This is a genomic window from Streptomyces sp. NPDC008092 (assembly GCF_042957285.1).
Taxonomy (GTDB): domain Bacteria; phylum Actinomycetota; class Actinomycetes; order Streptomycetales; family Streptomycetaceae; genus Streptomyces.
On sequence record NZ_JBIBHY010000003.1, the window covers coordinates 394326 to 414588 of the forward strand.

14 protein-coding genes are annotated in these 20263 nt (G+C 72.6%); 9 read left to right on the forward strand and 5 right to left on the reverse strand.

The window, feature by feature from the left end; translation table 11 throughout:
* Positions 1–61: 61 nt before the first annotated feature.
* Both ACFZB3_RS11095 and ACFZB3_RS11100 read right to left on the reverse strand, forming a co-directional pair.
* Complete coding sequence (locus ACFZB3_RS11095; protein WP_391373009.1) at positions 62–835, reverse strand: SDR family NAD(P)-dependent oxidoreductase; 774 nt, start codon at positions 833–835, stop codon at positions 62–64.
* A 97-nt stretch (positions 836–932) separates the two neighbouring features.
* Positions 933–1613: an MOSC domain-containing protein gene (locus ACFZB3_RS11100; RefSeq protein WP_391373012.1), complete on the reverse strand. Its 681-nt coding sequence runs from the start codon at positions 1611–1613 to the stop codon at positions 933–935.
* Between the two features lie 79 nt (positions 1614–1692).
* Between ACFZB3_RS11100 and ACFZB3_RS11105 the strand changes: the two genes are divergently transcribed.
* Positions 1693–2592, forward strand: coding sequence for a LysR substrate-binding domain-containing protein (locus ACFZB3_RS11105; RefSeq protein ID WP_391373015.1), 900 nt, complete (start codon positions 1693–1695; stop codon positions 2590–2592).
* Positions 2593–2750: 158 nt separating this feature from the next.
* On the opposite strand, the gene ACFZB3_RS11110 is transcribed toward ACFZB3_RS11105, so the two are convergent.
* Complete coding sequence (locus tag ACFZB3_RS11110; RefSeq protein ID WP_391373018.1) at positions 2751–3080, reverse strand: WhiB family transcriptional regulator; 330 nt, start codon at positions 3078–3080, stop codon at positions 2751–2753.
* A 381-nt stretch (positions 3081–3461) separates the two neighbouring features.
* Between ACFZB3_RS11110 and ACFZB3_RS11115 the strand changes: the two genes are divergently transcribed.
* The 4 genes from ACFZB3_RS11115 to ACFZB3_RS11130 all read left to right on the forward strand — a co-directional run bounded on the left by ACFZB3_RS11115 (position 3462) and on the right by ACFZB3_RS11130 (position 7872).
* Positions 3462–4073, forward strand: coding sequence for a response regulator transcription factor (locus tag ACFZB3_RS11115; RefSeq protein WP_003948568.1), 612 nt, complete (start codon positions 3462–3464; stop codon positions 4071–4073).
* A gap of 277 nt (positions 4074–4350) precedes the next feature.
* Complete coding sequence (locus ACFZB3_RS11120) at positions 4351–4938, forward strand: sigma-70 family RNA polymerase sigma factor (protein WP_089099378.1); 588 nt, start codon at positions 4351–4353, stop codon at positions 4936–4938.
* A gap of 188 nt (positions 4939–5126) precedes the next feature.
* Entirely contained in the window at positions 5127–6632 is a 1506-nt protein-coding gene (gene guaB / locus ACFZB3_RS11125) for an IMP dehydrogenase (RefSeq protein WP_391373021.1), read from the forward strand.
* A 115-nt stretch (positions 6633–6747) separates the two neighbouring features.
* Positions 6748–7872, forward strand: coding sequence for a GuaB3 family IMP dehydrogenase-related protein (locus ACFZB3_RS11130; RefSeq protein ID WP_391373024.1), 1125 nt, complete (start codon positions 6748–6750; stop codon positions 7870–7872).
* 344 nt (positions 7873–8216) lie between these two features.
* Here the strand turns inward: ACFZB3_RS11130 and ACFZB3_RS11135 are convergent, their stop codons facing one another.
* Positions 8217–9425, reverse strand: a complete 1209-nt coding sequence (locus ACFZB3_RS11135; RefSeq protein WP_391373027.1) for a nucleotide sugar dehydrogenase — start codon at positions 9423–9425, stop codon at positions 8217–8219.
* 412 nt (positions 9426–9837) lie between these two features.
* On the opposite strand from ACFZB3_RS11135, the gene ACFZB3_RS11140 reads away from it, so the two are divergent.
* A complete protein-coding gene (locus ACFZB3_RS11140) occupies positions 9838–11544 on the forward strand; it encodes an FAD-dependent oxidoreductase (protein WP_391373030.1) in 1707 nt (568 codons plus the stop codon).
* 227 nt (positions 11545–11771) lie between these two features.
* Here ACFZB3_RS11140 and ACFZB3_RS11145 read toward each other — a convergent pair whose 3' ends face one another.
* Entirely contained in the window at positions 11772–12815 is a 1044-nt protein-coding gene (locus ACFZB3_RS11145) for a serine hydrolase (protein ID WP_391373033.1), read from the reverse strand.
* 169 nt (positions 12816–12984) lie between these two features.
* Between ACFZB3_RS11145 and ACFZB3_RS11150 the strand changes: the two genes are divergently transcribed.
* The 3 genes from ACFZB3_RS11150 (at position 12985) to ACFZB3_RS11160 (ending at position 20186) form a co-directional block, all read left to right on the forward strand.
* Entirely contained in the window at positions 12985–15081 is a 2097-nt protein-coding gene (locus tag ACFZB3_RS11150) for a protein kinase (RefSeq protein ID WP_391374028.1), read from the forward strand.
* Positions 15082–15218: 137 nt separating this feature from the next.
* On the forward strand, positions 15219–18131 hold the full coding sequence (locus ACFZB3_RS11155) for a protein kinase (RefSeq protein ID WP_391373035.1): 2913 nt from the start codon (positions 15219–15221) through the stop codon (positions 18129–18131).
* 270 nt (positions 18132–18401) lie between these two features.
* Entirely contained in the window at positions 18402–20186 is a 1785-nt protein-coding gene (locus ACFZB3_RS11160) for a protein kinase (RefSeq protein ID WP_391373038.1), read from the forward strand.
* Positions 20187–20263 lie beyond the last annotated feature (77 nt).

The window sequence follows — 20263 nt, forward strand, 5'->3', positions numbered from 1 at the left end:
AACGTCTCACCGGCCCCGTCCCGGTGTGTTCCGGTCTGTCCGGTGCGTCCCGGCCGGCTCCCTACTGCGGCCCGTACTTGCGGCCCGTCTTCGCGCTGATGCCGCCCACCAGCCCGCGGGGCGCCATCTTCGCCAGGCCCGTGAGCACCTTGTAGCGGGGATCCGGGACCGACAGCGTCTTCCCGCGCGCGAGGTCGGCCAGCGCCGCCGCGACCAGTTTGTCGGCGTCCAGCCACATCCAGCCCGGGATGTTGTCCGTGCCCATCCCGGCCCGCTGGTGGAACTCCGTACGGACGAACCCCGGCGCCAGCGCCATCAGCCGCACCCCGCTGCCCGCGAGGTCGCGCGCCGCGCCCTGGGTGAACTGCACGACCCACGCCTTGGAGGCGCCGTACGTCCCGCGCGGCACGAACGCCGCCACCGACGCCACGTTCACGACACCGCCGCGGCCGCGCTCGCGCATCGCCTCGGCCGCCGCCGAGGTCAGCCGCAGCACCGCCTCGCAGTGCACCTTGAGCATGCGCAGCTCGTCGGCCATCGAGACGTCCAGATAACGGCCCTTGTTGCCGAAGCCGGCGTTGTTGACCAGCAGGTCGACGGGGTTGCGGCGGTCGCCGAGCCGGGCGGCGACCGACTCGATGCCGGCGTCCTCGGCGAGGTCGGCGGTGAGCACCTCCGCCTCGATGCCGTGCCGGTCGTGCAGCTCGGTCGCCTGCTCGTGCAGCCGCTTGGTGTCCCGGGCCACCAGGACGAGGTTGTGCCCGTCGGCCGCCAGCCGCCGCGCGAACGCGGCACCGATCCCCGCGGTCGATCCCGTAATCAGAGCCGTTGTCATGGGCCAAGGGTAGTTACCCGGACGGACGCCGTCCGCTGTGCGCACCGGCTCTCCCTAAGGGTGAAGCGCCGGTGAACGGCCTGCGCGTGACAGCCGTTCAGTCCCTTGTTGCCGCCGACTGTGCCGCCACGTACTTCCGGGCCTGCGCCAGCGCCTCCGGGTGCAGGGCCGCGCCCGCCGCGAGCAGCCGGGGCAGCAGCTCCCGCTCGGTGGTGGTCGCGCGGAACTCCATCGCCGCCGTCACCCCGTGCTCCGGCAGGTGGATGATCTCGATGGGGTCGCCGGCCCGGATCTCACCCGGTTCGATCACCCGGAGGTAGGCACCGCTGGCACCCTTCCGCGTGAATCTCTTCACCCATCCCCGCTCGCCCAGATGGCCCTGGAAAGTACGGCACGGGATGCGCCCGGAGGTGACCTCCAGTACGACCTCGGAACCGATCCGCCAGCGCTCGCCGATCAGCGCCTCCGACACGTTCAGCCCGTTTGTCGTGAGGTTCTCACCGAAACAGCCGTTCGGCAGCGGGCGGCCCAGCTCCTTCTCCCAGTCGTCGAGGTCCTCGCGCGCGAACGCGTACACCGCCTGGTCGTCGCCGCCGTGGTGGCGCAGCTCGCAGACCGCGTCGCCGGCAAGACCGCTGCCCGCGATCCCCTTCGGCCCGGGCGCCGCCACCCGCACCGGCCCGTCCACCGGCCGCTTGTCGATGCCGGTGACGCCGTCCGCCTGGTCCGTGTGCGGGGACGGCGTCGGACGGCCGAGGTTCACCGAGAGAAGCTCCATGCTCCGACGGTACGGGACCACTCTCAAAGCGTCGACGCGTTTTCGGGCGCTGTATCCAAGTCCGTCTTATGCTCAGGGGGTGATCGAAGCACGTCATCTCCGTGTCCTGCGCGCCGTCGCCACCACCGGGTCCTTCTCGGCGGCGGGGCGCGAACTGGGCTGCACCCAGCCCGCCGTCAGCCAGCAGATGAAGGCCCTGGAGACCTCCGTCGGCACCCCGCTGCTGGTCCGCAACGGCCGCGAGATGCGCCTGACCCAGGCCGGCGAGGCCCTGGTCCGGCACGCCTCCGGGATCCTCGCCGGGCTCACCGCCGCCGAGGAGGAGGTCGCCGCGATCGCCGGGCTGCGCGCGGGCCGGGTCCGCCTGGTCTCCTTCCCGAGCGGCAGCTCCACCCTGGTCCCGACCGCCCTCGCCGCGCTGCGCGCCGCCCACCCCGGCACCCGGGTCTCCCTGGAGGAGGCCGAGCCGCCGAAGTCCGTGGAGCTGCTGCGCACGGGGGACTGCGACATCGCGCTCGCCTTCCGCTACGAGGGCGCGGCGGACGCCGAGGAGTGGGACGACCTGGTGGTGCGGCCGCTGCTCACGGACCGGCTCGTCGGCCTGGTGCCGGAGCGGCACCGGCTGGCCCGGGCGGAGTCGGTCGCCCTCGGGGAACTCGCCGACGAGCCCTGGATCGCGGGCTGCCCGCGCTGCCGGGGACAGCTCGTCCAGGCCTGCGAGAGCGCGGGCTTCACGCCCCGCATCGATTTCGCCACCGACGACTACCCGGCCGTGGTCGGCCTGGTCGGCGCGGGTCTGGGTGTCGCGGTGCTGCCCGGTCTCGCGGTCGAGTCGGTACGGCCGAGAGGCGTGCGCACGGTGGTGCTCGAACCCGCGGTACGGCGGGAGATCGTCGCCCTCACCCTGCCCGACCTGGCACAGGTACCGGCAGTGGCGGCGACGCTGGAACAGCTCGGCCGGGCGGCCCGGCAGGCGTAGCGGCCCACGGGCCGGTCCGCCGGCCCCCCTTGCGGACCGATGGGGCACAGGCGCGGGCACGGCGCCGGCACCGGCGCAGCCCGGCGAGGGCACACGCGTGCGTGCCCGGTCGTCGGCAGATTCTCAGCGAATTGTCAACGGATTGCAGAAACGTTCTTTCATGTGTCGGAGGCGGAACTGCCGCTGGTCGTCGACGCCGACACCAGCCTGTTGCGCGCCCGCCCCATGAGCTCTTCGCGCTCGTCCTCGGTCAGGCCGCCCCACACGCCGTACGGCTCGCGGACCGCCAGCGCGTGCGCCGCGCACTCCGCGCGGACCGGGCACCTCATGCAGACCTCCTTGGCCGAGTTCTCACGGGCACTCCGAGCCGCCCCGCGCTCGCCCTCGGGATGGAAGAAGAGCGAGCTGTCGACCCCACGGCAGGCAGCCAGGAGCTGCCAGTCCCACAGGTCCGCGTTCGGTCCGGGAAGGCGGGAGAAATCTGCCATTACGTGACCCCTTGTAGCCGTTCTGGGCGGATACGGTGCCAACGACCGTACATCTCCGGTCTAGAGAGATGAAAATATGACTCATTGGCAATCTAGCCCCAGACACCGTGAAACGGGAAGAAAAAGGTCTAAATGGGGCATTGGTTGTGATGAAAAGTTGAGGGTCTGACGTCCATGTCTGCACCGTGTCCGCACCCTCACGTAGAGTGCCGAAGACGGCATGCAGCCCCGTAACTCTTTCGAGTGACCGTCGTTGAGAGTGCGGTGGCGGTTGAAGCAACAAGCGCTCGGGCAGGCGTCCGAGACGTTCGACCGCACAGGTGACGATTCCGTACCAGCCTGGAGGCTCAAGGTGACGCGCATCAGCTGCGGAGGGCGGTCATGACATCCGTCCTCGTCTGCGACGACTCCCCGCTTGCCCGAGAGGCGCTGCGCCGCGCGGTGGCGACCGTGCCCGGCGTCGAGCGCGTGACGACGGCGGCCAACGGCGAGGAAGTCCTCCGCCGCTGGGGCGCCGACCGATCCGACCTGATCCTGATGGACGTGCGCATGCCCGGACTGGGCGGCGTCGAGACCGTGCGCCGGCTGCTGTCCGCCGACCCCGGCGCGCGCATCATCATGCTCACGGTCGCCGAGGACCTGGACGGCGTGGCCCTGGCCGTCGCCGCCGGCGCTCGCGGCTACCTGCACAAGGACGCCTCGCGCGCCGAACTGCGGGCCACCGTGACCCAGGCCCTCGCCGACCCGACCTGGCGGCTGGCGCCCCGCCGCCTCCGCTCGGCCGAGATGGGCGCCGCGCCCACCCTCACCGCGCGCGAGATCCAGGTCCTGGAGGGCATGAGCCACGGCCGCTCCAACGCCGAGATCGGCCGCGAGCTGTTCCTCTCCGAGGACACCGTGAAGACCCACGCCCGGCGGCTGTTCAAGAAGCTCGGAGCCTCCGACCGCGCCCACGCGGTGGCCCTCGGCTTCCGCTGGGGACTGGTCCGATAGCACGACGGTGAGCTGCGCCGCAGCGGGACAGCGGACCGACCGGACGCCCCCGCCTACCCCACGGTGGGCGGGGTCTGCAAGACGGAGCGCCTCGGGCCCGCTGCTCGTTTCGGCGCGGATGCCGCATCCTTGAGGTGTGGAGTCTCTCGGGGACGAGTCGTTCGAGCGGAAGGGGAGGGCGCAGGAGATGAGTTCCGGCGCACCTGCTCATAACGCTTCGGTGCACAACGAAGGACGCGATGCCACGCCGCCGACGGCAGCAGGGCACCATGGACCGATGCGCGACGACGAGGCGGTCACTGCCGTAGGGACGATCGGCGCTCTCGTCCATCGCGCCGTGGACGGGGACGAGCAGGCCACGCACGACCTGCTCGCCCATGTTCACCCCCTCGCACTGCGCTACTGCCGTACCCGCCTGTCCCGCCTCCCGGGCGACGCCCGCCACTTCGTCGAGGACCTCGCCCAGGAAGTCTGCGTGGCGGTCCTGCTGGCCCTGCCCCGCTACCGCGACACCGGCCGCCCCTTCGAGGCCTTCGTCTTCGCGATCGCCTCCCACAAGGTCGCCGACCTGCAGCGCGCCGCGATGCGCCACCCGGGCTCCACGGCCGTCCCCTCGGACGAGATGCCGGAACGCCCCGACGACTCCCTCGGCCCCGAGGAGCGCGCACTGCTCAGCAGCGACGCCGAGTGGGCCAAGAAACTCCTGGCCAACCTCCCGGAGAACCAGCGCGAGCTGCTCCTGCTCCGCATCGCCGTGGGTCTCACGGCCGAGGAGACCGGCCAGATGTTGGGAATGTCACCGGGTGCGGTGCGAGTCGCCCAGCACCGGGCCCTGAGCCGGCTGCGGGCGCTCGCGGAGCAGTAGGCGGAGCCCTTGTCCGCCTTGCGGCGGCCTTCCCCCCGGCCCGATCCCGGGTCCCCGATGAACAGGCGTGTGCCCGTTCCCGTACGAACATACGAAGCCTGGAGCTGAGTCGTACCGTGGAATTTGGGAGCCGTGCTTCCCGTTAGCATGGACATCCGCACCGATCAAGGCCATTTGGGGAAGGTGTCATGACCACCAACGTCGACGGAGTGCCCGACAAATTCGCCACCCTCGGGCTGACCTACGACGACGTGCTGCTGCTGCCGGGAGCCTCCGAGGTCCTCCCGAACGCGGTCGACACCTCGTCCCGCATCTCTCGCAACGTCCGGGTCAACATCCCGCTGCTCTCCGCGGCGATGGACAAGGTGACCGAGTCCCGCATGGCGATCGCGATGGCCCGGCTGGGCGGCGTCGGCGTGCTCCACCGCAACCTCTCCGTGGAGGACCAGGTCAACCAGGTCGACCTGGTGAAGCGGTCCGAGTCCGGCATGGTCACCGACCCGATCACGGTGCACCCGGACGCGACCCTCGCCGAGGCCGACGCGCTGTGCGCGAAGTTCCGGATCAGCGGCGTCCCGGTCACCGACCCCGACCGCAAGCTGCTCGGCATCGTCACCAACCGCGACATGGCCTTCGAGAGCGACCGCACCCGCCGGGTCCACGAGGTCATGACGCCGATGCCGCTGGTCACCGGCAAGGTCGGCATCTCCGGCCCCGAGGCCATGCAGCTGCTGCGCAAGCACAAGATCGAGAAGCTGCCCCTGGTCGACGACCAGGGCGTCCTCAAGGGCCTGATCACGGTCAAGGACTTCGTCAAGGCCGAGAAGTACCCGAACGCGGCCAAGGACTCCGAGGGCCGCCTGCTCGTCGGTGCCGCCGTGGGCGCGAGCCCCGAGGCCCTGGAGCGGGCCCAGGCGCTCGCCGAGGCCGGCGTGGACTTCCTGGTCGTCGACACCTCGCACGGCCACAACAGCAACGCCCTGAGCTGGATGGCGAAGATCAAGTCGAGCGTCGGCGTCGACGTGATCGGCGGCAACGTCGCCACCCGCGACGGCGCGCAGGCCCTGATCGACGCCGGCGTCGACGGCATCAAGGTCGGCGTGGGCCCCGGCTCGATCTGCACCACCCGCGTGGTCGCCGGCATCGGCGTCCCGCAGGTCACCGCCATCTACGAGGCGTCCCTCGCCGCCCGCCCGGCCGGCATCCCGCTCATCGGCGACGGCGGCCTGCAGTACTCCGGCGACATCGGCAAGGCGCTGGCGGCCGGTGCCGACACGGTGATGCTGGGCTCCCTCCTCGCGGGCTGCGAGGAGTCCCCGGGCGAGCTGCTCTTCATCAACGGCAAGCAGTTCAAGTCGTACCGCGGCATGGGCTCGCTCGGCGCCATGCAGTCGCGCGGCCAGGGCAAGTCGTACTCGAAGGACCGCTACTTCCAGGCCGAGGTCTCCTCCGACGACAAGCTCGTCCCCGAGGGCGTCGAGGGCCAGGTGCCCTACCGCGGCCCGCTGGCCAACGTGCTGCACCAGCTCGTCGGCGGCCTGCGCCAGACCATGGGCTACGTGGGCGCGGCCACGGTCGACGAGATGGAGTCCAAGGGCCGCTTCGTGCGGATCACCGCCGCGGGTCTCAAGGAGAGCCACCCGCACGACATCCAGATGACGGTCGAGGCGCCGAACTACAGCCGCAGCAAGTAGTCGCAAGCAGTCACCACGGCCTTTCCAGGGCGGTCCCGGACACACCGGGGCCGCCCTTGCCGTGCCCGTCGGCGATACTGGTAGACGCTGAAACGCAGAGGGAAAGGCCACAGACGTGACTGAGATCGAGATCGGGCGCGGCAAGCGCGGCCGCCGGGCGTACGCCTTCGACGACATCGCCGTCGTCCCCAGCCGCCGTACGCGGGACCCGAAGGAGGTCTCGATCGCCTGGCAGATCGACGCCTACCGCTTCGAGCTGCCGTTCCTGGCCGCCCCCATGGACTCGGTCGTCTCCCCGGCCACCGCGATCCGCATCGGCGAGCTCGGCGGCCTCGGCGTCCTCAACCTCGAAGGCCTCTGGACCCGGTACGAGGACCCGCAGCCCCTCCTCGACGAGATCGTCGGGCTGGACGCCGACACCGCCACCCGCCGCCTCCAGGAGATCTACTCCGCCCCCATCAAGGAGGAGCTGATCGGCGCGCGCATCAAGGAGGTGCGCGACTCCGGCGTGGTCACGGCGGCCGCGCTCTCCCCGCAGCGCACCGCGCAGTTCTCCAAGGCGGTGGTGGACGCGGGCGTCGACATCTTCGTCATCCGCGGTACGACGGTCTCCGCGGAGCACGTCTCGTCCTCGCACGAGCCGCTGAACCTGAAGCAGTTCATCTACGAGCTGGACGTCCCGGTGATCGTCGGCGGCTGCGCCACGTACACGGCGGCCCTGCACCTGATGCGCACGGGCGCGGCCGGTGTCCTGGTCGGCTTCGGCGGCGGCGCCGCCCACACCACGCGCAACGTGCTCGGCATCCAGGTCCCGATGGCCACCGCCGTCGCCGACGTGGCCGCCGCCCGCCGCGACTACATGGACGAGTCCGGCGGCCGCTACGTCCACGTCATCGCCGACGGCGGTGTCGGCTGGTCCGGCGACCTCCCCAAGGCGATCGCCTGCGGCGCCGACTCGGTGATGATGGGCTCCCCGCTGGCCCGCGCGACCGACGGACCCGGCAAGGGCCACCACTGGGGCATGGAGGCCGTCAACGAGGAGCTCCCGCGCGGCAAGAAGGTCGACCTCGGCACGGTCGGCACCCTTGAGGAGATCCTCACCGGCCCGTCCCACACCCCCGACGGCTCGATGAACCTCTTCGGCGCCCTGCGCCGCGCCATGGCCACCACCGGCTACAGCGAGCTGAAGGAGTTCCAGCGCGTCGAGGTGACGGTGGCGGACTCGCAGCACAAGCGGTAGGCGGCAGCCGCCGTACGGCGGCCGGAGGGCCGGTCACCCCGGGCGGGCGACCGGCCCTTTCGCATGCCCAAGTGCGCTGGTGGGGGCGCGTGTTGAGGGGAAGGGGCGTGCGGTTGCGCTCGGGACGAACGTGGGCTGGATGGGCGTAGGGGGGGCGGTAGTGTCCCTGATCGGCGACCCGTTCTCCGGGGCGCCCCCTTCCAAGGAGATGGTTCCGGACCCCGGCCCTCGGGGCCCGGCCCGAGTGCCAGACGGACCGCCTACCGGGTCTATGGGCGGCATCGCGCGCCCCTTCATCCCCGCGCGCCCGTCGGCGAGCCGCCTGTCGCGGGCGCCGGGCCCGTTCAGAGCCGGTGTGCCGCCCCCGTCGGGGTCGCCCCGCGCGTGTCCAGCAGCAACTGGGCCTTCACCGACAGGCCCTGCAGGTCGTACGTGCGGTGCTGCTGGACCAGGATCGTCAGGTCGGCGTCGGCGGCGGCCTCGTAGAGGGAGTCGGCGCGCGGCACCGGGCGGTCCAGGACGCTCCAGGACGCGATGTGCGGGTCGTGGTAGCTGACCGAGGCGCCCAGCTCCATGAAGCGCATCGCGATCTCCTGGGCGGGGCTGTTCTGCTGGTCGGCGAGGTCGGCCTTGTAGGTGACCCCGAGCAGCAGCACGCGCGCGCCGCGCGCCGACTTCCCGTGCTCGTTGAGGAGGGCGGCGGCGCGCTGCACGACGTACCCCGGCATCCGGCTGTTGACCTGCTGGGCCAGTTCCACCATGCGCAGACCGCGGCTCGCGCGGCCGGACAGGTCCTGGGCGACGCCGTGGCCGCCGACCCCGGGGCCCGGGCGGAAGGCCTGGAAGCCGAACGGCTTGGTCTCCGCGCAGCGGATGACGTCCCAGAGGTCGACGCCCAGGTCGTGGCAGAGGACGGCCATCTCGTTGACGAGGGCGATGTTGACGTGCCGGAAGTTGGTCTCCAGCAGCTGCACGGTCTCGGCCTCGCGCGGACCACGCGCGCGTACCACCTTGTCGGTGAGCCGTCCGTAGAACGTGGCGGCCGACTCCGTGCACGCGGGCGTGAGGCCGCCGATGACCTTCGGCGTGTTGGCCGGCGTGAAGTCCCGGTTGCCGGGATTCACCCGACTGGGCGAGTAGGCGAGATGGAAGTCGCGGCCCGCGCGCAGGCCCGAGCCCTTCTCCAGCAGCGGCCGCAGGAAGTCCTCCGTCGTCCCCGGATGGACCGGGGACTCCAGGATCACCGTCGTGTGCGGACGCAGCCGCTCGGCCAGCGTGCCCGCGGCGGCCTCCACCTGGCCCAGGTCGAGCCCGCCGTCGGCGCCGCGCGGGGTCGGCGCGCAGATCACGGCGGTACGCACCCGCCCCAGTTGCGCCGGGTCCTCGACCACCCGGAAGCCCTTCGCGAGCATCCGGCGCAGCTCGGCGGGGCTCAGCGAACCCGCCTCGGGGCCGGTGGCGTAGCCGATCGTGGAGACGCCGGCGGTCACGGCGGCCTGGGCGAGGGGCAGGCCGTAGGGACCGAGTCCGATGACGGCGAGGTCTGCGGGCATGGAGTGGGCCGTCCTTCCCAGTAACCGAAGCGGGACAGGTGCGCAAGCCCTGTGGACAGGATGAGCGAGGCGCACGGTCAGACTAGGAGTAAATATGACCGTTATGCGGGATTGTGTTGATGTGTCTTCCGTGGGTTCGGTGACCGTTGTCCACAGGCTGGGGGTGAGTGGTGGCTGAAGCCGGGCAACCCGGTCAGACTTTGGGCAGGGGCCACGCCCGCCGGGGGCGCGGCCCACGTGCCCGATGACCGACAGGTGACGACCGGCGAGCGACGTGCTCGGCGGTCGGCGCGCCCGACGCTCGACGGCGACCGGTGACCGGTGACCGGTGATCCGCGGCCGGCTACGGCCGATGGCGAGCGATGGACCGACGGCGAGCGATGGCCGCGTGGCGGCAGAGCGGGAGGCAGCGGTGAGGACAGCGACACTGGGGCCGGAGCAGCGTGCGGAGTCCCTGGCGGCCATGGCCGAGCGCGAGCTGGACGTGCTGGTGGTGGGCGGTGGAGTGGTCGGCGCGGGTACCGCGCTGGACGCGGTCACCCGGGGCCTGAACACCGGCATCGTCGAGGCCCGCGACTGGGCCTCCGGCACCTCCAGCAGGTCCAGCAAGCTGATCCACGGCGGCCTGCGTTACCTGGAGATGCTCGACTTCGCCCTGGTCCGCGAGGCCCTCAAGGAGCGCGGTCTCCTCCTGGAGCGCCTCGCCCCGCACCTGGTCAAGCCGGTGCCCTTCCTCTACCCGCTCCAGCACGAGGGCTGGGAGCGCCTGTACGCCGGCTCGGGCGTCGCGCTCTACGACGCGATGTCGATGGCCGGCGGGCACGGCCGGGGCCTGCCCGTGCACCGGCACCTGACCCGCCGTCACGCACTGCGGATCGCACCCGCGCTGCGCAAGGACGCCCTGGTCGGCGCCATCCAGTACTACGACGCCCAGATGGACGACGCCCGCTATGTGGCGACCCTGGTGCGCACGGCGGTGTCCTACGGTGCGAAGGCGGCCAACCGCGCGCGGGTGACCGGATTCCTGCGCGAGGGCGAGCGGGTCGTCGGGGCCCGGGTGCAGGACGTGGAGAGCGGCGGTGAGTACGAGATCCGCGCCCAGCAGGTCGTCAACGCGACCGGGGTGTGGACCGACGACACGCAGGCGATGGTCGGCGAGCGCGGTCAGTTCCACGTCCGCGCGTCCAAGGGCATCCACCTGGTCGTCCCCAGGGACCGCATCCACTCCACCACCGGCCTGATCCTGCGCACCGAGAAGTCGGTCCTGTTCGTCATCCCCTGGGGCCGGCACTGGATCATCGGTACGACCGACACCGACTGGGATCTGGACAAGGCCCACCCGGCCGCCTCCAGCGCCGACATCGACTACCTCCTCAACCACGTCAACTCGGTGCTCGCGGTGCCGCTGTCGCGCGACGACGTGCAGGGCGTCTACGCCGGTCTGCGTCCGCTGCTGGCGGGCGAGTCCGACGCCACCAGCAAGCTGTCGCGCGAGCACACGGTCGCGCATCCGGTGCCGGGGCTCGTGGTCGTCGCGGGCGGCAAGTACACGACGTACCGGGTGATGGCCAAGGACGCCGTCGACGAGGCGGTGCACGGGCTCGACATGCGGGTCGCGGAGTGTGTCACCGAGGACATCCCGCTGCTCGGCGCGGAGGGCTACCGGGCGATGTGGAACGCCCGGGCCAGGATCGCCGCCCGCACCGGCCTGCACGTGGTCCGTGTCGAGCACCTGCTCAACCGGTACGGCTCGATGGCGGAGGAGGTCCTCGACCTCATCGCCGCCGACCCCGGCCTGGGGGAGCCGCTGTCGGCCGCCGACGACTACCTGCGCGCCGAGGTCGTCTACGCGGCCTCCCACGAGGGCGCCCGCCACCTCGACGACGTCCTGACCCGCCGCACCCGCATCTCCATCGAGACCTTCGACCGCGGCACCCGCAGCGCCCGCGAGGCCGCCGAACTCATGGCGCCCGTCCTCGGCTGGGACAAGGACCAGATCGAGCGCGAGGTCGAGCACTACGAGAAGCGGGTCGAGGCGGAACGCGAATCCCAACTCCAGCCGGACGACCAGACAGCGGACGCGGCAAGGCTGGGGGCGCCGGACATCGTGCCGCGGTAGTTCCTTGGGGGGCTCCGGGCTCCGGGCTCCGGGCTCCGGGCTCGGGGCTCGGGGTTCCGGTGCGGTGCGGTGCGCCGGGGCGACCTGTGGGCCGGGTGCCGGGTGCCGGGTGCCGCCTGAGTCACCCGTGCCACCCGCCCCGCCTGCCCCGCCCGCGCCACTCGACCGTCCGGCATCACCCGATCGAGCGACCCGGCATCGGGATCTCCCGCCGAACCCGGGCCGTTCTACCCATTGCGAGGGCAGAACTCGGCCGCGAGCAGTGCGGGTTCGAGGTCCGGGTCTGCGATCGACGTCGTGTTCACACGGAACGTGAGGACATGCCGGCCGCCGATCGAGGCAGCGCTCCGCACGTAGCTGCCCGCGATCCGGCCGTTGTGCCCCCACACCGTGGTCCCGCACGGCAGCTTCACAGGAAAGATCCCCAGGCCGTACGCGCCGTGTGCGGCACGGGTGTCGAGCATCTCGCGCAGCCGGCGCGGGGGCAGCAGCTCGCCGTCCAGCAGCGCCGCGTAGAAGCGGTCCAGGTCGTCGAGCGTGGTCACCAGCTCGCCCGCCGCGCCGGCCACGCGCGGGTCGAGTTCGGTGACGTCGGAGCCGTCGGTCGCATAGGCGCGGCCGTGCGGAGAGGGCAGCGTGGTGCGGGCGCCGGGGAAGGACGTGCCCGTCAGGCGGAGGGGGGTGATGATGCGGCGCCGGACCTCGGTGGCGTACGAGTGACCGGTGACCTGGCGGATGACCATGCCGAGCACGACGTAGTCGGTGCTGGAGTACGCGTAGTGACCCAGCCGGGTCGACGGGAGGGCGAGCGAGACGCGGACGGCCTGAAGCGGGGTCAGGGGCACGGCCCCCCGGGTGACCGTGGTGAAGTCGGCTAGCCCGCTGGTGTGGCTGAGCAGGGCCCGCAGGGTGATTCTCCGCCCGTCGACGCCGTGTCCGCGCAGCAGTCCCGGCAGGTACCGCTCCACGCGGTCGGACAGGGAGAGCCGGTGTTCCGCGGCCAGTTGCAGGACGACGGTGGCGATGAAGGTCTTCGTGATGCTGCCGGCGCGGAAGTGGTCGGCACGGGCGATGTCCTGGCCGGCGGCCGCATAGCGGACGTCGTCGCCGTCGTGGTCCAGGAGCGCGGCGGCGGGTGCTCCGCCTTTGGTGACGAACTGTGACAGGAGGGGGTCCGTGGACTCCGCCGAGGAGGCGGAACCGGCCATCAGCGGGGCGAACAGCAGGGCGAGAGAGACCGGTATGGCCAGCAGTGTCCGAAGCGACGGCATCAGGGTTCCTCCCTTCCCGGGGCTCATCATCCCGCCCGTGTGACGCCCTCGTCACGGGGGGTTCCGGTCGGTGGGCCCCGATGCGCGATCAGGGGGCCCCTGGGCGTTGGGCACTTGTCGGGTGAGGGACAATGGAGGCTCTGTCAGGGCGGGTTGCATGAGGGGACGCATGTCGGAGGCGGAGCGGGCGGGGACTTCTCGTCAGGAGACTCGTCAGGACAAGAGTGAGCGTCTTCTCGCCGGGCGGTACCGGCTGGGAGGAGTGCTCGGCCGCGGCGGCATGGGCACGGTGTGGCGGGCCGAGGACGAGACCCTCGGCCGCACGGTGGCCGTCAAGGAGCTGCGGTTCCCGTCGAACATCGACGAGGAGGAGAAGCGGCGCCTGATCACGCGCACCCTGCGCGAGGCCAAGGCGATCGCCCGGATCCGCAACAACAGCGCGGTGACGGTCTTCGACGTGGTCGAGGAGGACGACCGGCCCTGGATCGTGATGGAGCTGGTCGAGGGCAAGTCGCTGGCCGAGGTCATCCGGGAGGACGGCCTGCTGGAGCCGAAGCGGGCGGCCGAGGTCGGGCTGGCGATCCTGGACGTGCTGCGGTCGGCGCACCGCGAGGGCATCCTGCACCGGGACGTGAAGCCGTCCAACGTGCTGATCTCGGAGAGCGACGGCCGGGTCGTGCTCACCGACTTCGGCATCGCGCAGGTCGAGGGCGACCCGTCCATCACCTCCACCGGCATGCTCGTCGGCGCCCCCTCCTACATCTCCCCGGAGCGGGCCCGTGGTCACAAGCCCGGCCCGGCGGCCGACCTGTGGTCGCTCGGCGGCCTGCTGTACGCGGCGGTCGAGGGCGCACCGCCGTACGACAAGGGGTCGGCGATCGCGACCCTGACGGCGGTGATGACCGAGCAGCTGGAGGAGCCCAAGAACGCGGGACCGCTGAAGGACGTCATCTACGGGCTGCTCACCAAGGATCCGGCCAAGCGGCTGGACGACGCGGGCGCGCGGGCGATGCTCGACGCGGTCATCAACGCGCCGGAGGAGGTCCCCGCGGACGCCACCCGGGTCGTACCGCTGCCTCCGCAGCCCGAGGCGCCGCAGGAGGAGAAGGGCGCCGGGGCCAAGCGGGGCGAGGAGGCCGGGGAGAAGCTGCGCGGGGCGCTGCGGTCGGTGCGGAAGGCCGCGGGAGCGGCGAGTGCCGCGGCCGCGACCCGGACGAAGAGCGCCGGCGCCGCCACCGGGGCCGGCGCGGGCACGGCGGCGGGTGCCTCCTCGGCGCCGGCCTCGGCACCGGTCGTTTCCGGTTCGGCCTCGGGGCCGGTCGGGGGTGCGCGTCCGGCCGCCGGTGGCGGGTCCGGTGCCGTTCCCGCCTCGGGTGCGGCCAAGCCCGCAGCCGGCAAGGCGAGTTCGGGGTGGCCCGTGATGCCGCCGCCGGATCTGGACCTGGCGCCCCGGCCCGTGCCCAAGGCACCGCTCACCGACGTGGTGCCGAGGCGCACCCTGGTGATCATCGCCGTGGTGGTGGTGCTCGCGGTGCTCGGTACCGTGCTCGCCATCGTGCTGAACGGCGGCGACGGGGACAGCAAGGGGAGCGGCAAGAGCGGCGGTTCCAAGGCGGTGGCGTCCGCGGGGGCGAGCGCGAGCAGCGGGTCCGGGTCCGGTTCCGGTTCGACGTCCGGTTCCGGGGACTCCACCAAGCAGGACACGAGCGGCGGCACGCGGACGGACGGGGACGCCTCGGCGGCCGACACCTCCGGGAGCGACGACTCGGACGGGTCCGGCGACGACGCGTCCTCGGCGTCGAACTCCAGTGGCAGCGGCAGCGACAGTGGCAGCGCGCCGGTGGTGCAGACGTACAAGGGCGGCCAGGGGTACTCGATCGGGCTGCCCAAGGGCTGGAAGTTCCAGACCAGCAGTTCCGCCGGGGACCGGTTCACCGGGCCCGACGGGCAGAAGCTGCTGATCGCCTGGACGAGCACGCCCAAGGACGACCCGGTGGCGGACTGGGAGAACCAGGAGCGCTACATGGTGCGCTCCCAGTACCAGAAGATACGCATAGCCCAGGTGAGCTACCGCAGTTGGAACACGGCCGACTGGGAGTTCACCTACGTGGACGGCGGCACCGAGTACCGGACCATCGACCGGGGTTTCGTCGTCAGCTCCAAGCAGGGGTACGCGCTGATGTACACCGCGAAGGCCGACGACTGGAGCAGTGAGCTGCGCAAGGACACCTGGAAGACGCTGACGGCGTCGTTCCAGCCCAAGTGACAAATTCGCATCCCCACAATGCAACTTGCCTCCGGCACGTATCGTGAGTGGTTGCGGACCGTACGCATCCAGGTATGCATACAGAACGGGCCGCGAAACGAACGGATTTGACCAGCCGGGCGGCCGGGGGAGGCAACGTGGACGACTACGCGGGTCGGGTGCTCGCCGACCGTTACCGCCTGCCGCTGCCCCCCTCCGACGAGTACGAACACACCGAGACCCGGGCCTTCGACACCTACAGCGGGCAGGAGGTGTTCGTCCGTCAGGTGCCGTTGCCGGAGGTCGTCGAGGCCGAGGTGCTGGACGCCGAGGGGTTGCCGGCGGGTTTCACTGCGCGTGACCGTGGCGCGCGGCGGCCGGCGTCGGCGCGCACCGCGACACGCCGGCCCAGCGACCCGGTGGTACGGCGCGCCGTCGAGGCCGCGCAGGCCGCCGCCCGGATCCCCGACCATCCCCGGCTCGACCAGGTCTTCGACGTGTTCGCCGAGGGCGGTTCGCTCTGGATCGTCAGCGAGTCGGTCGCCGCGCGGTCGCTGGCCGCGGTGCTCGCGGAGCAGCCGCTGAGCCCGTACCGGGCGGCGGAGGTCGCCTCCGACGTGCTGATGGCGCTGCGGGTGCTGCACGCCCACGGCTGGGTGCACCGCAACATCACCGCCCGCACGGTCCTCGTCTGCGACGACGGCCGGGTGATGCTGACCGGCCTCGCGGTCGGGGCGGCGGAGGAGGCGCTGTGCGGGTACGACCCGGTGCCGGCGCAGGAAGGCGAGGGCGGCGAGGGCGGCGCGGAGACCGACGGGAGGCGGTGGGTCGGGGAGGCGGAAGGTTCCGCCACGCCCGGCGGTCCGCCGGGTCTGTCAGGTCCGCCCCGTCAGTCGGGCCCGTCCGGTCCGAACGTTTCGCCCGGCTCGGGTGTTTCGGGCGGTTCCGGCGGCTCAGGTGCCGTCGCCGTCGGAGGCATCGGGAGCGTTGGTGGTGCGTCCGGTGGTACGGGCGGCGCGCAGCAGGCGCCCGGCGCGCCGGAGACCGATCCCGAGGCCGCTCGGCGTGCCGCGATCCAGGCGCGGGCCGCCGGCGGGCTGCCGGGGGCCGGTCCGGACGAGGGCCCTGGCGGCACCGGTACGGGCGGCACCGGTACGGGTGCCGTGGAGCGGCGGGCGCTGGAGACCGGCTCGGACATCCGGGCCGCCCGGGCCGGCGCGATCGCCGCGTACCGGGCGGGAGCCAGGGCCGCCGCCCGGGTCCAGGAGGCCCAGCAGAACGGGCGTGCCGCGCTGCCCGGTGCCCGGCCGCCGGCCGAGGGCGGCACCGCGGCGCCGGTGCCGCAGCCGCCGTACGGCCCGGGACACGCCAACGGGGCGGCCCAGCAGCCGTATGCCAACGGGGCGGCCCAGCAGCCGTATGCCAACGGCGGGGCGCAGCCGCCGTATGCGAACGGGCAGGCGCAGGAGCCGGGCGGGGAGCAGCGGGCCGCCGACGGCATGCCGCCCGGCCGGATAGCGGACCCGTACGGGGTGCGCGGCGCGCCGTCGCCCTGGCACGGCGCCGCACCCCGCTCCCGCCCCGGCACGCCCCCGGCGGTGGCCCCCGGCCACGAACGCACCGCGCTCCCGTCCGCCGGACCCGGCGCGGTCCCTCCCGGGACCGGGACTGGCACCGGCACCGGCACCGGCGCGATCCCTCCCGGGGCCGGTGTCGAGTTCCGAGGCGCCCAGGGGCAGCCGCACGCCGTCGTGCCCGCGCAGGGTGCCGGAGCCGGTGCCGCCCGCTGGGGTGAGTCCGGCGCCACGGTCCCCGGACGGCGGGGGCCCGGCACCGCGCTGGCCGCCGAGCGGGCGCGGCAGGTGCGGATGACCGTCGTGGGGCCGGTGACCGAGCGCTGGGCGCCGGAGCAGGCCGTTCCGGTGCACGAGAACTGGCAGCTGGCGGCGCCCATCGGCCCGGCCACCGACCTGTGGGCGCTCGGCGCGCTGCTGTTCCGGTCGGTGCAGGGACACGCGCCGTATCCGGAGGAGTCGACGGCCGAGCTGGTGCAGCTGGTGTGCGCGGAGCCGCCCGCGTTCGCGGAGGAGTGCGGGTCGCTCAGGCCGGTCGTGGAGTCGTTGCTGCGTCAGGACCCCACCGAGCGGCTGGACTTCGAGGAGCTGCGCGGCTGGCTGCGCTCGCTGGTGCGGTCCGCGCCGGAGCCGGACGCCGGTACGCATGTCGTCGCCGCCCCGCCCGCCGACCCCAGGCGGCTGCCGATCGTCCGGCGCCGCGGGGAGCTGGTGCGCAGGCGCAGGGCCGGGCTCCCGGCGACGCACGGCCGGCACAAGCGGGCCCGGGAGGAGGCCGGGTCCCCGCGCAAGCTCGGCCGCACCCTGCTTCTGCTGGTCCTGCTCCTGCTGGCCGCGGCGGTCGCCTACGCCATGCTGTTCCTGCCGAAGAAGGACACCGGGGACCAGGGCGCGGGGACCGGCGACCGGACCGGCGCGGCCGGCCAGGCGAGTTCCGCACCGAGCCGGAGCCAGACGTCCGCTCCGGCACCGACGCCGACCCCCACGTCGCCCCCGTCCACCGAGACGCAGACCACCGCCGGTTCGACGGGCGGCTCGACCGTCGCCGACGGGTTCACCCTGCGCGACGACCCGAACGGCTTCCGGATCGCCGTCGCCAAGGGCTGGAGCCGGTCCCCGAAGAACAGCAGCGGCCAGGTGATCTACTCGCACGGGAAGTTCGAGCTGATCGTGGTGGCGGGACGGGACAGCGCGGCGGCCTACGGCAGCGACCCGATGACGTACCAGCGGGACAGGGAACCGGAGCTGCAGCCGTACCGGGACTCCAGCTGGGCCACCGCCGGGGGGCTGCGGACCATCACGGTGGGTCAGCAGGTGTCGGCCGAGGGGCAGTTCACCTGGACGGACAGCCAGGAGGGCGACCTGTTCGTGCGCAACATGGTCTTCCTGATCAACGGGAGGTACCACATCGTGCAGGTGCGCGGCCCCGAGTCCGACCGGGACGAGGTGACCACGCTGTACGAGCAGGCGTCGGCGACGTACAAGTACACGGGCTAGGACGCGGGCCGGGACACGGGCCAGGAAGCGGGCTGAGGCGCGCGCTGAGACGCGGACGCGGCCGTACACGTACCAGTGGGCGGGCCGGGTGGAAGTCAACGCGTCCCCGGGGCGGTCGGTTCCCGTGCCGGTGCGGGGATTTCGTTCACATCCGGTGACGAAAGCGAGAACCGTCACAGTGCTGTCTCCGTGGGACCCCACTTGTTCCCTGACCGAGGGGCGGTCCTTAGTCTGACCCTGACAAGAGCATTGCGGGGCAACGTGAATCAGATGCAGGGCCTGCTCATCGCGGGCCGCTACCGGCTGGCCGACATCATCGGCAGCGGCGGCATGGGCCGGGTGTGGCGCGCCCATGACGAAGTGCTGCACCGGGCGGTCGCCATCAAGGAGTTGACGGCCGCGCTCTACGTCTCCGAGGGCGACCAGGCCATCCTGCTGGCCCGTACCCGGGCGGAGGCCCGGGCCGCGGCGCGCATCAACCACTCCGCCGTCGTCACCGTCCACGACGTACTCGAACACGACGGCCGCCCGTGGATCGTCATGGAGCTGGTCGAGGGCCACTCGCTGGCCGACGCGGTCAAGGAGCAGGGGCGCATCGAGCCGCGGGAGGCCGCGCGGATCGGGCTGTGGGTGCTGCGCGCGCTGCGCGCCGCGCACAGCGCCGGGGTGCTGCACCGGGACGTCAAGCCCGGCAACGTGCTGATCGGCCGGGACGGCCGGGTGCTCCTCACCGACTTCGGCATCGCGCAGATCGAGGGCGACACGACGATCACCCGTACCGGGGAAGTGGTCGGATCAGTCGACTACCTCGCGCCGGAGCGCGTGCGCGGGCACGACCCGGGGCCGTCCTCCGACCTGTGGGCGCTGGGCGCGACGCTGTACACGGCGGTGGAGGGGCGTTCGCCGTTCCGCCGCACCTCGCCGCTGACCACCATGCAGGCGGTCGTCGAGGACGAGGCCGCGGAGCCGCGTGCCGCGGGCCCGCTGGAGCCGGTCATCACGGCCCTGCTCCGCAAGGAACCGGCCGAGCGGCCGAGCCCCGAGGAGACCGAGCAGATGCTCGCCGAGGCGGCGGAGGGCCGGCGGCCGAGCGCGGCCCAGGCGTACGTGCCGACGCAGTCGCAGCTCAGCGGCGGCGGCATCGGCAGCGACGGGGGGACGCGGCTGGACTCCGGTGGCGCGTACGAGAGTTTCCAGGAGGGCGCGGGCCACGCGGGCTCGCACGGCAGCAACGCGTACGGCAGTAACTCCTACGGCGGCAACGCGTACAGCAGCAACTCCTACGGGAGTTCTCACGGGGGCTCCTACGAGGGGCAGCGGCCCCCCGGTGGTTCCCTGAGCGCGCCGACGACCGTCGGTCCGCCGTCCGCGCCCGTCTCCGGCCGGTCCGGCCGGCGCCGGCTGCGGACGCTCGCGTTCGTCGTCGCCGTGGCCGCGCTGCTCGGCGGTGGCGCGGCCGTGGCCCTGCAGAAGTGGGACTCCGGGCAGCGGGACGGCAGCGGCAGCGTGGCCTCGCCGGCCACCTCGGGCCCGTCCTCCTCGCAGAGCGCGACCACGGCCCCGGACGGCGCCGTTCCCGCCGACTGGCAGGCCGTGCACGACCCGCTCGGCTTCGGCCTCTCCCTGCCCAAGGGGTGGCAGCGCAAGGTCTTCGGCATCGACGGCGACCTCAAGCAGGTCGACTACACGCCCGACGGCGGCAAGCACTTCGTGCGCATCGCGATCGACAGCTCGCCGGACTTCTCCAACGCGCTCGCGCACCAGCAGGACCTGGAGCAGCAGTTGCAGAAGCTGGTCGACTACAAGCGCGTGACCATGAAGCAGAACCTGTACCGGGACCGGGACGGGGCGCTGTGGGAGTACACCTGGACGGCGCTGGCGAAGGACGGGGCGAACGTGGCCGGGCCCCGGCGGGCGGTCGAGGAGACGTACTACTCACGGGCGGGCGTCGAGTACGCGATCTACATGTCGTCGCCGGCGGCGGACTGGTCGACGGCCGCCCAGCAGTTCAAGTGGGTGCTGCAGAGCTGGCAGGAGCCGGGGTCGTCCGGCTGACGCGGCCGTGCGCCCCGGCGCGCCCCGGAAAGCGGCGCCGCGGCCGGGCGTCTTGGCTTGTCACCGTCCGGAAGGTT

What these genes read in the sequence shown, in the direction of transcription:
- ACFZB3_RS11095 (WP_391373009.1), bottom strand. Translation starts at nt 835, where the DNA reads ATGACAACGGCTCTGATTACGGGATCGACCGCGGGGATCGGTGCCGCG.
- ACFZB3_RS11100 (WP_391373012.1), bottom strand. Translation starts at nt 1,613, where the DNA reads ATGGAGCTTCTCTCGGTGAACCTCGGCCGTCCGACGCCGTCCCCGCAC.
- ACFZB3_RS11110 (WP_391373018.1), bottom strand. Translation starts at nt 3,080, where the DNA reads ATGGCAGATTTCTCCCGCCTTCCCGGACCGAACGCGGACCTGTGGGAC.
- ACFZB3_RS11115 (WP_003948568.1), top strand. Translation starts at nt 3,462, where the DNA reads ATGACATCCGTCCTCGTCTGCGACGACTCCCCGCTTGCCCGAGAGGCG.
- ACFZB3_RS11120 (WP_089099378.1), top strand. Translation starts at nt 4,351, where the DNA reads ATGCGCGACGACGAGGCGGTCACTGCCGTAGGGACGATCGGCGCTCTC.
- guaB (WP_391373021.1), top strand. Translation starts at nt 5,127, where the DNA reads ATGACCACCAACGTCGACGGAGTGCCCGACAAATTCGCCACCCTCGGG.
- ACFZB3_RS11135 (WP_391373027.1), bottom strand. Translation starts at nt 9,425, where the DNA reads ATGCCCGCAGACCTCGCCGTCATCGGACTCGGTCCCTACGGCCTGCCC.
- ACFZB3_RS11145 (WP_391373033.1), bottom strand. Translation starts at nt 12,815, where the DNA reads ATGCCGTCGCTTCGGACACTGCTGGCCATACCGGTCTCTCTCGCCCTG.
- ACFZB3_RS11150 (WP_391374028.1), top strand. Translation starts at nt 12,985, where the DNA reads ATGTCGGAGGCGGAGCGGGCGGGGACTTCTCGTCAGGAGACTCGTCAG.
- ACFZB3_RS11160 (WP_391373038.1), top strand. Translation starts at nt 18,402, where the DNA reads ATGCAGGGCCTGCTCATCGCGGGCCGCTACCGGCTGGCCGACATCATC.